Source organism: Noviherbaspirillum malthae (assembly GCF_015352985.1).
GTDB lineage: Bacteria > Pseudomonadota > Gammaproteobacteria > Burkholderiales > Burkholderiaceae_D > Noviherbaspirillum > Noviherbaspirillum malthae.
On sequence record NZ_JACYXF010000107.1, the window covers coordinates 1 to 14,418 of the forward strand.

The 14,418-nt window shown below is 43.6% G+C and carries 11 protein-coding genes and 3 pseudogenes; all 14 read right to left on the reverse strand.

From position 1 onward, the window contains the following. Positions 1-126: 126 nt before the first annotated feature. Positions 127-459, reverse strand: a pseudogene (locus IGW03_RS35510) (DegT/DnrJ/EryC1/StrS family aminotransferase); the annotation flags it as partial. Positions 460-487: 28 nt separating this feature from the next. Continuing rightward, positions 488-1,099, reverse strand: a complete 612-nt coding sequence (locus IGW03_RS35515) for a GNAT family N-acetyltransferase (RefSeq protein WP_194727113.1) — start codon at positions 1,097-1,099, stop codon at positions 488-490. Then, entirely contained in the window at positions 1,099-2,307 is a 1,209-nt protein-coding gene (locus tag IGW03_RS35520) for a glycosyltransferase family 4 protein (protein ID WP_194727114.1), read from the reverse strand. Before IGW03_RS35520 ends, IGW03_RS35515 begins: the two co-directional genes overlap by 1 nt. 31 nt (positions 2,308-2,338) lie before the next feature. Further along, positions 2,339-3,475, reverse strand: coding sequence for a non-hydrolyzing UDP-N-acetylglucosamine 2-epimerase (gene wecB / locus IGW03_RS35525; protein ID WP_194727115.1), 1,137 nt, complete (start codon positions 3,473-3,475; stop codon positions 2,339-2,341). Then, positions 3,472-4,605 carry a UDP-2-acetamido-2,6-beta-L-arabino-hexul-4-ose reductase gene (gene wbjC, locus IGW03_RS35530; RefSeq protein WP_194727116.1) on the reverse strand — a complete coding sequence of 378 codons (1,134 nt, stop codon included), beginning with the start codon at positions 4,603-4,605 and terminating at the stop codon, positions 3,472-3,474. Before wbjC ends, wecB (IGW03_RS35525) begins: the two co-directional genes overlap by 4 nt. Before the next feature lie 6 nt (positions 4,606-4,611). Beyond that, positions 4,612-5,652, reverse strand: coding sequence for a polysaccharide biosynthesis protein (locus tag IGW03_RS35535; RefSeq protein ID WP_194727117.1), 1,041 nt, complete (start codon positions 5,650-5,652; stop codon positions 4,612-4,614). Continuing rightward, positions 5,652-6,875, reverse strand: coding sequence for a glycosyltransferase (locus tag IGW03_RS35540; protein WP_194727118.1), 1,224 nt, complete (start codon positions 6,873-6,875; stop codon positions 5,652-5,654). Before IGW03_RS35540 ends, IGW03_RS35535 begins: the two co-directional genes overlap by 1 nt. A 248-nt stretch (positions 6,876-7,123) precedes the next feature. Further along, a pseudogene (locus IGW03_RS35545) lies at positions 7,124-7,297 on the reverse strand (ATP-binding protein); the annotation flags it as partial. Between the two features lie 104 nt (positions 7,298-7,401). Next, complete coding sequence (locus IGW03_RS38795; RefSeq protein ID WP_438943698.1) at positions 7,402-7,758, reverse strand: ATP-binding protein; 357 nt, start codon at positions 7,756-7,758, stop codon at positions 7,402-7,404. A 563-nt stretch (positions 7,759-8,321) separates the two neighbouring features. After that, complete coding sequence (locus IGW03_RS35555) at positions 8,322-9,584, reverse strand: glycosyltransferase (protein ID WP_194727119.1); 1,263 nt, start codon at positions 9,582-9,584, stop codon at positions 8,322-8,324. Next, positions 9,571-10,776, reverse strand: coding sequence for an O-antigen ligase family protein (locus tag IGW03_RS35560; protein WP_194727120.1), 1,206 nt, complete (start codon positions 10,774-10,776; stop codon positions 9,571-9,573). The genes IGW03_RS35555 and IGW03_RS35560 overlap by 14 nt, the downstream gene beginning before the upstream one ends. Continuing rightward, positions 10,740-11,948 (reverse strand): glycosyltransferase family 4 protein, encoded by a 1,209-nt coding sequence (locus tag IGW03_RS35565; RefSeq protein ID WP_194727121.1) that lies wholly within the window; start codon positions 11,946-11,948, stop codon positions 10,740-10,742. Before IGW03_RS35565 ends, IGW03_RS35560 begins: the two co-directional genes overlap by 37 nt. Further along, positions 11,945-13,462 (reverse strand): oligosaccharide flippase family protein, encoded by a 1,518-nt coding sequence (locus tag IGW03_RS35570; RefSeq protein ID WP_194727122.1) that lies wholly within the window; start codon positions 13,460-13,462, stop codon positions 11,945-11,947. Before IGW03_RS35570 ends, IGW03_RS35565 begins: the two co-directional genes overlap by 4 nt. A gap of 222 nt (positions 13,463-13,684) precedes the next feature. Continuing rightward, positions 13,685-14,290, reverse strand: a pseudogene (wecB, locus tag IGW03_RS35575) (non-hydrolyzing UDP-N-acetylglucosamine 2-epimerase); the annotation flags it as partial. Positions 14,291-14,418 lie beyond the last annotated feature (128 nt).

Here is a 14,418-nt window from a genome sequence, read left to right on the forward strand (position 1 = left end):
TGCTGCTGGCAGGCGTGCCGTTCAAGGATGGACTACCGGTGCAGGACAATCCACCGGAACAGCAAAAACTCGCCGCCTGAAGATACTATCCTTCAAGCCGGCCATACACCAGTCTTGACGCTAGCTCGTGTTCGCGTCCACATCCACAAAGACTGGATCTGCACCAAGGTAACGGATAATTTCCGCGGTAGCTGTGAATGTATGCGTAGTAGTAATTACTTCATCGCCCGGTCCAATACCTAAGGCTTCAAGCCCGAGGTGTAGCCCGGCGGTAGCCGAGTTCACTGCAATTGCTTCTACGTTACCGCCTAGAAAGGCAGCAAAGTCTGACTCGAATTGCCTAGCCTTCGGTCCAGTCGTAACCCAACCTGAGCGCAATGCATGTACTACTTCGCAAATTTCTTCCTCTCCGATCTCTGGAAGGGCAAACGGCAAGAAATCTTCAACTACTTCTGTTATTGCATTCACACAGCACCTCAATTTTAAGTCAGATATTTTTTATCAGGAGCAGCATGCGCCGAACCTTGTCTTGCATAAACTCTTGATGCACGCTATAGCCATGCTTAAAATAGAATGCGATCGTTCGTTCATTGTTTGTTGCATCGGTGGTAAGCGCTATTGCTCTTGCACCGGTCTGCTTAGCAGTGATCTCGAAACTTTTAATTAATCGCTCTCCTACACCCGTGCCTTTCGTCTCCGGTAGAACAGCAATGCTTCGCAATACAATAGAGCCCTCCGGCATCTCAGGCTGCCCACGATCTGTGAGTAGCTGCCCAAGGATCTTGTGCAATATTTTTATAGGAGAACGCATAAGTACAGGTAAGATGGCGACCGCGAACCGCGCGAAAAATTTTATCGCTAGTTTACGATCCTTCCCTGTGGATTTAAAAACTCCCACTGCGAACCCTTGCAATCTCCCATCTGATTCATCTACCATAAAAACTTTACCAGGGGCCGTCAGAAAGGCCGAATACATTACTTCTAGAAATGCAGGCCCCAGTGTGGTGAGGAAAAAGTCAGGAAAAGCTGCAACATGAACTTTGACCACCTCTTTTAGATCTCCTTCATTCGCGAAACGACACGTTTGAGTATAAATCATTAGTTAGCCGTATGTTTAATTGCTTTTAACATAGTATCAACATTCTGTACACCAGCCGCCATGCTCATGTGTTTTTGGTAAAAAGCTCGGCCACGAGCTCCCATTGCACATAGCTCAGTGGATGCTAAGGTTGACATAGCTATCGCCGCTTCTGCCAATTGCTTAGGATTACAAGGATCTACTGCGATACCCGCCTGTGCCTTAACTATGATCTGTGCGGCCTCACCTCTTACAGCCATAAGAATCGGTTTGCCCTGCATTAAATAGGCTTGTGTTTTTGAGGGAATGGTAATCTCGAACACTGGCTCATCGGCTAAGTGAACTAAAAGGACATCAGCAGCACCAAGTACACCACTTATGTTTTCTAATGACACAGGCGGAAGAAACTGTACGTTATCTAGACCTAGCGTTTCAACCCGGCTTTTTAAGTTATCTGCCTTAACCCCTGCTCCGATGAAAACAAATCTAATCATCGGACTATCACTACGTTTCAACAAATGTGCTGCATCAATCACGTGCTCGAGTGCTTGGGCCGCGCCTAGGTTTCCGGCATAAAGAATGTTAAAGAAATTCTTGTCAAGGACTCTAGTATTTGTTGTTGAAACATCCATTCGTGCTTCATCGCACCAGTTATATATTCTTTCCAGCTTAGCGGTCGGTACTTTCTTGGTCACTAATGCGTTTTTATAGCCATCCGAGAGCACTACAATACGTGCAGCTCGTCGGTAGACCGTATTGCAGAGCCTGTCTACCATGCGAGTCACTAGACCCTCCTTCACCATACCTGTTGCAATTAAAGCATCAGGCCATAAATCTTGTACATCATAAACAAAAGGTACTTTCCTGAATGTTCCAACGCACAGCGCAACAAATCCGACGATCAGCGGAGGATAGTAAGCATAGATAACGTCAGGCTTCTTAGCGCGAAACATAGAGTAGAGAGTGGCAATTAAACCGAAGGAGACATAGCTTAACATTCGCTTAGCAGCAGATCGTCCGTGGCTGACGAAGGTCGGCAGTCGAACAACCTTAATGCCATCTATAAGGTCTACCTTTTTCCAACTCTGTTTGTAACCTGGAAAAATCTTTCCGCCGGGGTAACTTGGAAACGTAGTAACCACCTCTACATCATGGCCGACCCTCTTCAAACGCCTTGCGAACTCCAAACCCTTTATCGAATTTTCCGGGTCAAAAAGTTGTGTAATCAACAATATACGCAAAACGTGTCCCTTCTAAAGATCAGTACTTCTTCCACACCACACGATTCACATAATCGGTATAGCTGTGAATGATACGCACCACTTTGTCCGACACGTTTGGCATATTGTAGTCATTCACTTGGCGCAACAGGCGACTGCTACCACGCGGTTGACTACTGAGCACCGCAAGTCCCTGCAGCACACGCTCCTTATTTAATCCCACCATCATGACGGCAGCTTCTTCCATTCCCTCCGGCCGCTCATGGGCCTCACGCAGATTAAGGGCCGGGAAATTCATGATCGAAGATTCTTCATTAATTGTGCCGCTGTCCGATAATGTAGCGCGAGATGATATCTGCAACTTGACATAATCATGGAAGCCCAACGGCTTGAGTAAGCGTACCAATGGGTGAAAACGCGAGCCAGTCGCGTCAATACGCTTTTGGGTGCGTGGGTGTGTGGACACGACCACTGGCAAATCGTAGTGTTCAGCCACTACGTTAAGGAGTTCGACTAGTTTGGAAAATGACTGCGGCGATTCAATATTCTCTTCCCGATGGGCGCTGACGACGAAATAACCAGCTTCTTTTAAGCCTAATCGTCCCATAACGTCAGATGCATCAATACGTGAGCGGTAATGCGTTAGAACCTCGAACATTGGGCTACCGGTCTTGATTACTAAGTCCGGCGATAAGCCCTCGCGCAGTAGATAATCTCGGGCGATAGTACTGTAGGTAAGGTTCACATCAGCTGTGTGATCAACAATACGACGATTGGTTTCTTCTGGAACACGCTGATCGAAACAACGGTTGCCTGCTTCCATGTGAAAGATTGGTATCTTTCGACGCTTTGCTGGTATGACGGCAAGGCAACTGTTGGTATCGCCAAGTACCAACATTGCCTCAGGCTGTACTTCTGTAAGTACCTGATCTACTGCGATGATGAGGTTTCCTATTGTATGCGCTGCACTTGAAGCATTTGCTGCGCTATTGAGGAAATGGTCAGGCTTACGGAGTCCTAAATCTTCGAAGAACACCTGGTTTAGTTCGTAGTCATAATTTTGTCCCGTATGTACAAGAACATGGTTGCAATGCTCATCGAGACGTGCCAAGACGCGCGAGAGGCGAATGATCTCGGGTCGCGTGCCGACCACAGTCATCACTTTGAGTTTTTTCATGGTTTGACTTTCATGGCAACGGTATCTGGACGTTCACGATCAAAAACTTCATTAGCCCACAGCATTACAATCATCTCATCGTCGCCGATATTCGTGATGTTGTGTGTCCAGCCGGGCACGGTTTCAACGATCATGGCTTCACCGCCTGACGTAATCAACTCGTGTGTCTCGTCAGTAATAATGTTCCGAAACCCAAAGCGGGCCGATCCCTTGATAACCAAGAACTTTTCAGTCTTGCTGTGGTGGTAATGCTCACCGCGGGTGATTCCTGGAGGAGCAGTAAAATATGAAAACTGGCCGCAATCTGGCGTTTTGAGCATTTCTACGAATATGCCACGCGGGTCGCCATGCCGAGGCACCTGGTAGGTGAATGCATCAGGTGGCAAGTAGCTGATATAGGTGCTGTACAGGGCACGTACTAGCCCTGTGCCGACAGGAGGAGTAAGCAGACTGCTGCGACTACTGGCAAACCTATGCAGCGTATCGCTCACTTCACCTACCGTAGTGGAATATACCGGCCCTGCTTCAACAAACCCATCAACACGAACATTAGTGTTGCACGGCATATTGTCTACAGGAATGCACTTCACAAAAGCCTGTACTACATCGTCCACATATACCAGTTGCAGCGGTGCGGCTGGATTATTGATTGTAATTGGCAGTCCACGTGTAATGTTGTAGCAAAAAGTTGCTACAGCCGAGTTGTAATTGGGACGGGCCCATTTGCCAAAAACGTTTGTCAAGCGAAATATATGTACCGGCGCTCCGCTCGAATTGCCATACTTCCGGACTGCGTCTTCAGCCGCCCGTTTACTAGAGCCATACGGATTGTCCAGCCCGGCTTGTGTCGAAGACGCCAACACCACAGTGGCTTGTCGTCCTGCCTGAGACAGTACTTCGCATACGTCTTTCGTCAAGTTTGCATTGCCCATCTCGAACTCAGCAAGGTCTTGCGGGCGATTGACTCCTGCAAGATGAAATACGCAATCCGCTGCCGTCAGAGCCTCGTGCATAGCTGCAGGTGATGTTTTTCGGGTAATTCCAATTACGTCGATGTAGCCCAGTTCAGCCAGCCGCACCTTGAGATTCTTGCCGATAAAACCGTCGGCCCCAGTAATCACAATGCGCATGTCCGCTCACTCCCCAGCCATGGCATGTTCACTCCGGGCAATTCGTTGCATGAAATCTAGCTTCAGAAGTAACTGCTTCATGCCCACCACATCGAGCCGGGTCGTGTTATGTGAATTGTATTCGTCGCGGTGCGTACTTTCGGTAAGCCGTTGCTCACCCTGCTCAACGAACTTAGAGTAATTAAGGTCACGGCTATCTGCGGGGACACGATAGTAGTCTCCACGGTCCTCTGCCAATGCCATTTCCTCACGGCTAAGTAGAGCTTCGTACAGCTTTTCGCCATGACGGGTTCCAATTACACGGACTTCGTGATTTGGCTTGCCCATGAGTTGCAAGATAGCTTTTGTGAGTACTTCTATGGTAGCGGCGGGCGCCTTTTGCACAAAAATGTCGCCATTGTCCCCGTGCTCGAACGCATACAGTACCAGGTCCACTGCGTCTTCCAACGTCATCATGAAGCGAGTCATAGAGGGGTCTGTGACAGTGATCGGTTTTCCCGACTGTACTTGCTCCACAAATAGCGGGATCACTGAACCACGCGACGCCATCACGTTGCCGTAGCGGGTGCCGCAGATGACAGTACCGGTTCCTTCTAGGTTACGACTGGCAGCCACCATCACCTTTTCCATCATCGCCTTGGAAATGCCCATTGCGTTGATCGGATAGACGGCTTTATCAGTGCTGAGGCACACTACACGTTTCACACCGGCAGCTACCGCCGCGTCAAGCACATTCTCAGTCCCCATAACATTAGTACGCACTGCTTGCATCGGATGAAATTCGCAGGAGGGCACTTGCTTAAGCGCTGCCGCATGAAATACATAATCGACTCCCCGCATCGCTGCAGCAACACTGCGTGAATCACGCACATCACCAATATAATATTTGATTTTAGGATGTTTATATTTCTTGCGCATGTCATCCTGTTTTTTCTCATCACGACTAAAGATCCGAATTTCAGAAATATCGGTGTTGAGAAAACGGTTGAGAACAGCATTACCGAACGACCCTGTCCCACCGGTTATTAATAAAGTACCATCAAGCATTATTTTTCCTTTGAAATCAAGTCTAATATTTTTTTGGTTTGTGTGGTTGCATTCTTTTTTGAAAGCACAAAACTTTGCGCTTTTTCGGCCATCGAATTTAATTCTTCAATGCTCATATCCAGTGTTTTCTTCATACACATTGCTAGATAATCAGATCCCACCCCCTCAGGTGAAATGTAATAAGGTGCGTAATCTTCGGGAATACCAGCCAACCGATACATGATTATCGGACGGCCTGACGCCATGTATTCAATAATTTTAGAGGGGAAAGAGTATTTAGTGAATTCACCATCCGGAGGGCGCGGATTGACTAGAATGGTGGCTTTATTTTGCAGCATTACGACTTCATCTCTTCCTATTTGACCAAAGTACTTAATTCTTTTATCACGCTCAGCAGCTTGAGAAATGTAATCCTTACTATCACCTTCACCGCAGATCCACAACTCAATATCGTCATCCGTCAGCTGCTCAAAAGCATCAATAAGAGTAGTTATTCCGTAGCGCCGGGCTAAAGTTCCTGTATATAAAAAGGATCGTATAGCTTTTGACTTGCCATCGAACATATTCTCGTTGCTATAAACTTTGTCTGAAGCGATACCTTCTATGACTACAGCTTTTTTGGGATCAACTCCCAATCGAGAGATCATCATTTCGGTAAGCACCACGAAATAGTCAAGCTTCTTTACGCAATAATAAAAGAGCCTAATATCTATCTTTTTAAAAATCGAGCTGAAAAAGCCTGTAGAACCCATATATTCTGGAAGATCAGGAATAATCAAACAAATTCTTACAGCAGGTCTTCTCATCCTGTAGGCCAGGGCTGAGAGAAGAAATGGTAAATGAGCTGAATATATGAAAAGAACTGTATTTCCAGAATGTTTTAATGAAAATAGGCCTCTTAACGCAGAGATATATCTAAATAGTAGTTTAAAGAAAAATACGTTCAAGAAGCCAACGCCAAAAATATTAGAACGAACGCCGATAGTTTCTTGTGTAGAAGGAAAATATAAACGTCGAAACCTCCTCGGGTAGGAGCCAACAAAAGGCAAATTAATTACTGCAATGCCCGATGACAAATTCTGATCAAAACCTAGTATCATATTTTTCTGTAATACATCAGCGGCATTCTGAATAACACCTATGGAATTTTCGGAAATAAAATTAAGCTGAGCTTCACAGAAAACACCCCCAAGAAATACATAATTAATTTTAGAAGTAGCCATATGAGCATCTATTCGAGAGCTGAACCGTCTGTAATCACCTCGATTTTTGAGGCATTATGAAAGTAGAACTTATGATTTCAAGTAAAGCTTTTGGTAAGGAAATGACAGATGAGTGTCAACGGCAATCTAAAACGGATACAGTTTGTTCGGCAGCGGCAATTGGAATTCGATACACCACTGTGTAGTGTTATTGGTATTGCCAACGGTTTTTTCAGTTTAGCTTCCTCCTGCGTGATGGACTTGTTCCGGGCCAGCAGACCCGCACTGCGCTTGTCGCGCAGATGGAAGCTTTCACCTTGAATCGAGACCATGTGTGCATGTTGTAACAGCCGATTAAGCATTGCAGCGGTCAGCGTGGCATCCTCGACAAACGTTTGCTCCCACTGTCCGAACGGTAAATTGCTCGTCACGATCAGGCTCCCTTCTCCTACCGCTTTGCAATCACCTAGAAGAACGAGTTGGCCTGCTCCTAGCTGCTTCTCTTCGCGCCATGATGAAAACCTCGTCATGTCGAAAAGAGCGTTGACTACCCATTTATGAAATGAGTTCTAGTCGCAGCGCTGAAGTCGAAGCTGTCCAGTGACTTGAAAGCAGGGAAGCTGGCCAGCTTGGAGATCGTGGTCCTCTGCCATGGCTGCCGCGCAGAGACTTCGGTCTTGAGCACGGATTCTAGGAATTCCGAAAGACTGATATCAGCAGCGACGGCCTCCTGCGTCAGATGCGGTAATGTGTCGGCGACGGTAGAGTGCTTGAGCTGTGCAGCGACCTCCCTTAACCATCGCCAGATCTCGGCGCGTGCAGCAGACACATCTAGGTCAAGTCGTACAGCCTTGAATCGGTCCATCAGCGGCACATAGAAGCTGCGTCGCAGATCGCTGTTCATGCGTTCTACCCTGCCTTTGGTCTTGGCACGGTAGGGTCGGCACAGCTCAGGCCGGAACCCATAATGTCGCGCGAAGTCCAAAAATACCGGCGGGAAACGATGTTACTTTAGAACGTAAGCGTTTCTGCTTTCGCCCTGTTACGCAGGATGACGGTCTTCATGTTGTCGTAGAGCGCCCGTCGCGGGCCGCCGCCAAACCAGTCGAAACAGTTGGCATGGCATGCCAATAATGTCTCGAGTCGAATATCTGAAACGTACTCGAAATAGCTGGCACGGCTGTAACCCAATGTCACCACGAAGGCAAAAAGGCTTGCCCCTTTGCGCCCTCTGAACTCAATTCAGTCAACTTGCACCTAATCCCCAAGTTCGGTCTCAAAGCGCACGGTGGTCGGGCCTGGCGTGGACGCAGGCCGTAATCTGGTGACAAAGTTGCATTGCATTTTCCAAAGTAGTTTCCTGAAATTTTAATACCTGTAGATATGACTCTTTAATTGAGTCGGGTTAAGTACGGATTATTAATAAAATTAAATTTTAGTCAAGTTGGTAGTATTTGCTTTGCCGCGTCACATGCGAACTCTCGCGCGGGTCCGATTGCGTGCAAAAAGGTTCACACCTAATAACTTTTGTTTCAGCTTCATGCTTAATAACTTTAAAAATTCCCCGCCTATATAACTGCAAAGTGGCCTATCTGGATTAAGATTTATGTCGTATTCTATTTCCCAGTTTGGGCGAGAACTACTCTTTTGCACATCCTCTGTTTTAGCTAAGTAAAAATGGGTTCCTTGAACGCCTAACAATACGTTAAGTTCTCTGGGCTTGAAAATGCATCCGAATGAAATGACAACGTTTTTGCAAGGGCGGCTAGTAATAATGTAAGAAGTTTTTATTTTTTCCAGTACTTTTGTTCCATATAAGTCTATTGTGATATCTTTAACTTTCAAATTCTCACTAATATTCTCAAATGATTTTGGATTAAGTTCGAAGTAAACATCGTAAACTGCGACCGAACTTGAAAAGTCCTTAAACTTCCAAATATTTTGTGATCGATCTATTAAAAAGGGAACCTGAAAGAGACTACTAGCTTTGCTATTATGCGTCCCCGGCTCTGAGTAGTTCGTAGTAAGTGAATTTCGTGGGTAAACAAAGTATAGTTCATTAGTTACCATGTACTTAATGAAGTATTTCAACCATGAACTTTCTGGCCAACTAATTACTGAATCAGGAATATTATCTTCCTTCGTAACAGTCTTCTTCTCTGAGTTATACCATTCTCGAAACCTACTCCATTGATCAGCAGTCCAAATTTGTCCCCATGAAGCAGCAAACTGCAAAAAGTACACATCTGATCCATCGGCTATAGACTCAAATGGTCTATAACAATTTAAATTCGTACGATGTGAATAAAGGGATATTCCTGCTATTTTCTTGTCGCTACTATAATATTGTAAGCTTTGAGTCGCATACATATAAAATAACGGAGATACATATAAATCATCTTCTAAGATGATTACTGCACCATATCTTTCTGTAAGATCCCCACACAGTAAAACATGTTTTCTCAAACCTAAATTTTCTTTATGAGCAATCACACGTTTGGTGCCATAAAGCCATTTAAAATTTTCTGCAACTTTTGATACCTCGGGGTTATTGCTATAATCAATGCTTATAACTAATTCAACGTTCGACTTTGGATAAGAAGCTTTTTCTAAAGATTCTAATAAGCGTTTCAGAGGTTTAACTCGGTTGTATGCAATTACTACAATTGCAGGGTTATGTGAGCAATTCATAATCCGTTTATTTGGTTTTAACGTATTAGGGTTTAGCATTTCTATAACGCCATGCGAATCCTAGCGGCAAAATTATTGCCGCCCATATTCCCCCATAAAAAATGTTGAGGGAGAACTGTTGGGAAATAAAATGCATAGAAAAAATGCTGATTATGAAAAAAGATTCTTTATCAGAACTCTTCTTATAGTAATTAACAAGTTTTTGAAAAGACAAAGATAAAACCACTAAAAACAAAAAAAGACCTCCAATACCATAATCAGTTAGAAACTCGATAAAAATGTTATGAGCATAAGTAGACTGAACACCTCTCCCAAACAATGTTATAGCATCGTTTCCTAAAAGTCCTGACCAGACGTCCATTCTGCCCGTGTCTTTTTCTTCAGCTATGCGGTATTGCATAACAGGAAAAATACTTATAACCAGGTTGTAAACAATTACGGCTAACGCGCCAAATACTAATAGAGATAGAGCTTTCTTTTTCTTGCCCGGTATTAAAATCACCAGTAGGACAATGGTTAGAAAAAACGCGACTAATGGGCCACGGCCTCCTGTAGCTAATGCAATTAGTATAGGTAGAATCATTAGAACTGTGGCACCAATCTTAACCCATAATTGTCTTTCTAGAAAGATTGATATCACTGAGGTAATACATAATACATACATAACTCTGGGGAAAATTATGAGATTTGCGTTCGAAATATCTGATCCCATCCTAGCTTCTAAGGAACCACTTAAAATCATATTTAGCGATTGCCGCGCAAATAAAAGTGTAAGAATACTAAACGTAGCAGATAACACCAAAATCGAGTGCCTAAGACGGCGAAGTTCAATTTTCTTTAATTGAGAGGCAAATAAGATCGCCAAAAATATGTCAATTAATGCTGTTTGACTTGGCCAGTTTTGACTATTAGTTTGGATGACAAGTACACTTCCGACCCAGAACATTAGTGCTAACAAAGGCAGCAAAATACCCAAATTTCGGTTTATTGATTGTTGACAAATGTTCTTAAAAATTAAAATTGGCGCTACTACAACTACGAAAATATTTATTAGCTGATCTAACGAAGAATAAATCCCCTCAAAAGGAAGAAATCCTGTGCGCCCAAAGGTCAACATAATAGCGCATGCAGCTGGAACCACAAACCGAGCTTTACTGCCTTTTTTTACAAGTCTATTTGTCCCTGGGGGTATTGCTATTGTGCCGATATTAGCATTAATACTCTTCGCCACTTTTCTTTCCAAATATCTAATGTTAAGGAAGCTTGTACGGTAGCATACGCTGTAGCTACTAATCGAGTACGTAGGTTTACATTGGTAATGGTATCCCGAAGTGCGGAATAAATCTCTTCCTCATCTGGGCTTACAAGCTTGCCGTTAAATCCGTCAATCAATACATTCGTGAGCCCCCCCACCCCAGTGGCAACTACACAACATCCATTTGCCATTGCTTCAATAGCAGATAGAGATGTTCCTTCTGAACCAAGGGAAGGAACCACTGAAATATCGTGTGTTTGTAATATTTGTGCTGACTGGTCGTGAGTGTACTTTATGAATTTCACTCTATCATAGTCGCGGAACTGACTTTGCAGCCAATTTTCGTCTGGGCCTTCTCCTGCGAATGTTATAAATACGTTAGGAAAAGAAGCCAGGATCCTTTTAAAGACTGGCGTAATTAAACGTGTTCCTCTGTACCAAATAAATCGTCTAGCAAACAGGATTCGTACTGTAGCGGATTCACGATTCTGGTCGGCTATTTTAGGCTCGGAAGCAAGTTCGGCAAAGTTAGGAATTACCCACATTCTGGCGTTTATGGAAGCACCGTCGGCTTTAGAAGCGTTTACAAAGTTATAGTCAACGCAAACCATATTTTTTACGCTCATTTGCTGCCTATCGTAAATTGTGGTTTGTCTAAGCCACATTCTTCTAAAATAATTAAGACGCGATCTTCTGAGTCTATTAAAAAATGATTGAAGTAAAGGCTGATTATAATAAGTTGTTGTCTGCTGATCCCTGGGCGAATACTCAAAGTTTTCTCTTGTCGGTAAATCCCATGATACGCCGTGTTGAATCGCTATTGAGCGAAAAGCGGTGTTAACACAATAACTGTCTGAGCCGAAAATAACTATGCCGGGTTCTTGACTAATCCAGACTTCAGCATGTTTTATTAAAAATTCACCAATATCCTTGGGCTTACTTTCTAATGGAATACCACTAACACCAATTATCGTTGCACCGTTATATTCGCGAGCAAAACTGTTTTTTGACAATTGAAAAATTGCTACACCCCATCCCATTTCTTTTATTAATTCTGCTAAACGTAAGAGGTAAGTCTGAATTCCTCCGATTGACAAATGCTCTTTATCAAAATCGTATAGTCGGTTATATATAATCGCTACTTTCATACGCGGCGAACTTCCTGCTTTACCCGGTTAAAAAGGATTTTGTCAATGCAAAATATTCCGATAGGAAGAAAAGAAGCAATTGACAGCCCAATTTTGGTTAAATTATTATTATATTTCAGCATTCCGATAGTTAAGCACATACCCAATAAGAAAATTGTAGAAATAATTAGTGTCCAATGGTTCGTAATAGCGCCTTCTGCTATCCTTAGCTCCAAGTATATTAGTTGCCAGACTGTATGCGTGGTGTAAGAGATTAGGTATGAAAGGGCGAGGCCCATCCCACCATATAAGGGAACCATTAAATATGTTGTAACTATTAAAACAATTGCCCATACAAAATTCATTGCAGTGCCAATCCACATTCGTCCCGACCCAGCGAACGATGAGCCAACAGCACCGTTTACGAGCCCCAAAAAGCATACAATCATTAGCACTGAAATCAGGGGGTCAACACCATCAAATGTTTCACCAAATAGGGCTCCAAATACTGGCGAAAAGAGCGCCATGACGACTGTGAGGGGTAAAGAAATGAGCCAAGTAAGATGAATATTGAATGATACGATTCTTTTGAAACTTAATGTGTCATGCGTTCCATGTGCTTGAGAAAGAATAGGTAGTATTGCAGAGGATAATATAGTCGGAATAATAAGAAGTAAGTTTCTCCACTGATTAGCTGCAGTAAATATACCAAACTCGGTATATCCACCCTCTTGAGCAACCAAGACAGAATTAGTTATCCAAACAGCAGGCGCCATCATTAGAGCTGACATCATTGAAGGAAGCGAGAAAGAAAAAAGTATTGCTCGCTCCTGCCATATCTGGCTTACATACTTTATCGGTATTCCACATGTTAAGCAGTGTTTCTTTACACAGCTGCTAGAAAGAACAAGTCCTATTGCAGCAATTACTGTCATTGCACTGATTGCACCTACTGTACCAAACGCCACAACAAGAGGAATACTTACAAGTGGAGTAATTATGGCCTGTGCTACATTAATCGCAGCAATTGTTTTAAATGCTTCGAAACCGGTAAGAACGGCCGTCATGATCCCACCCATGACTGAGATAAATAAAAATATTGCACCAGCATTCAATATTAGTTTTAGTTCGGGACGGTGCAGGACGAAAGTTGATACTAGCGATGCGGACGCGGCACATGCTAGACTTAAAACAGAACTAAAGAGTGCGCCGACAACAACCACCAAAACAATTATTCGGCCTGTTTTTTCCTGATCTGCTTGACGATGCTGAGCCACGAACTTAGTTGCAGTTGAGCCTAATCCAAAGCCGGCGAAAACAGCGAAAAATCCGATAGTGCTCTGCACCATTCCAATTTCTCCGTATCCATCCGCTCCTAGTATACGAGCTATAAAAATAGTGGTTGCAAATGTGAAGCATCGCGATATAAGGACTCCTAACAGTGACCAAACCGCGCCATTTATAATACGACGGTATAATGGCGCGACTGAAATTTGCTGTTGAACTCTATAGAGCCATTGAATACTAAAAGGCATACCTGCTCTCACGACCCTGCAAATTATTTGTAACACAGTAAGAAAGTTGTTGCAGTGCTATTAATAGAAAGATTAATAGATTTTTTTCACTAAGTGCTAACATGTTTTGTCTAATTGTCGCGTAATTTTCTAAATGGGTTAGCTACATATTTTCATGTATTGAATAAACCATAATTACTCATAAAAGACAACCCCACTAAATTCCGCACATTTCCATTTCTTTCAAAGCAAAGCTTTTACAATTTTCTCGCAAGCTTTTCCATCGCCATAGGGATTATGGGCTTCACTCATTTCAAGGTAGGCACTCGCGTCGTTAAGCAGGCAGTCTACTTCTGAAATTATTTGATCAAAGTTTGATCCCACAAGTTTAACAGTGCGTGCTATAACAGCTTCCGGTCGTTCTGTGGTTTCACGCATTACAAGTACAGGCTTGCCGAGGGAAGGGGCTTCTTCTTGTACTCCCCCAGAATCAGTGAGAATCAAATAAGAGCGATTCATTAAATATACAAATGGAACATAGTCTTGAGGTGCGATGAGGAATACATTCTTGATTCCAAAAAGTAGACGGTTTACTGGCTCTTGTACGTTTGGATTTAAATGAACCGGGTACACTATTTGAACGTCTGGATATGCGGTAGCGATATGTTTGATTGCTAAACAAATACGCTCAAACCCTTCTCCAAAGCTCTCCCGGCGATGACAAGTTACTAAAATTAGTCTTTTACAGGGATCAATATAATCAAATTTTGCAGCCATATCAGCAGCAATTTGAGAATTTGTAAAAATTTTTTCGCGTACCCAAAACAATGCATCAATAACAGTATTGCCTCAGGGCAAACGCATCAAATGTGAATGCATTTCAATAAGTTACGAAACGAGAGAAACAGGTCATGCTGGGAGGCCGAGCAATTGAGCGAGGTAGTCATTGTTCAGGCAAGCCTCCAGACGCTTCTTAG

Coding starts and splice junctions, on each gene's coding strand:
- wbjC (WP_194727116.1), bottom strand. CDS start 4,605: ATGCGCATTGTGATTACTGGGGCCGACGGTTTTATCGGCAAGAATCTC.
- IGW03_RS38795 (WP_438943698.1), bottom strand. CDS start 7,758: ATGAACAGCGATCTGCGACGCAGCTTCTATGTGCCGCTGATGGACCGA.
- IGW03_RS35555 (WP_194727119.1), bottom strand. CDS start 9,584: ATGCTAAACCCTAATACGTTAAAACCAAATAAACGGATTATGAATTGC.
- IGW03_RS35515 (WP_194727113.1), bottom strand. CDS start 1,099: ATGATTTATACTCAAACGTGTCGTTTCGCGAATGAAGGAGATCTAAAA.
- IGW03_RS35535 (WP_194727117.1), bottom strand. CDS start 5,652: ATGCTTGATGGTACTTTATTAATAACCGGTGGGACAGGGTCGTTCGGT.
- IGW03_RS35565 (WP_194727121.1), bottom strand. CDS start 11,948: ATGAAAGTAGCGATTATATATAACCGACTATACGATTTTGATAAAGAG.
- wecB (WP_194727115.1), bottom strand. CDS start 3,475: ATGAAAAAACTCAAAGTGATGACTGTGGTCGGCACGCGACCCGAGATC.
- IGW03_RS35540 (WP_194727118.1), bottom strand. CDS start 6,875: ATGGCTACTTCTAAAATTAATTATGTATTTCTTGGGGGTGTTTTCTGT.
- IGW03_RS35570 (WP_194727122.1), bottom strand. CDS start 13,462: ATGCCTTTTAGTATTCAATGGCTCTATAGAGTTCAACAGCAAATTTCA.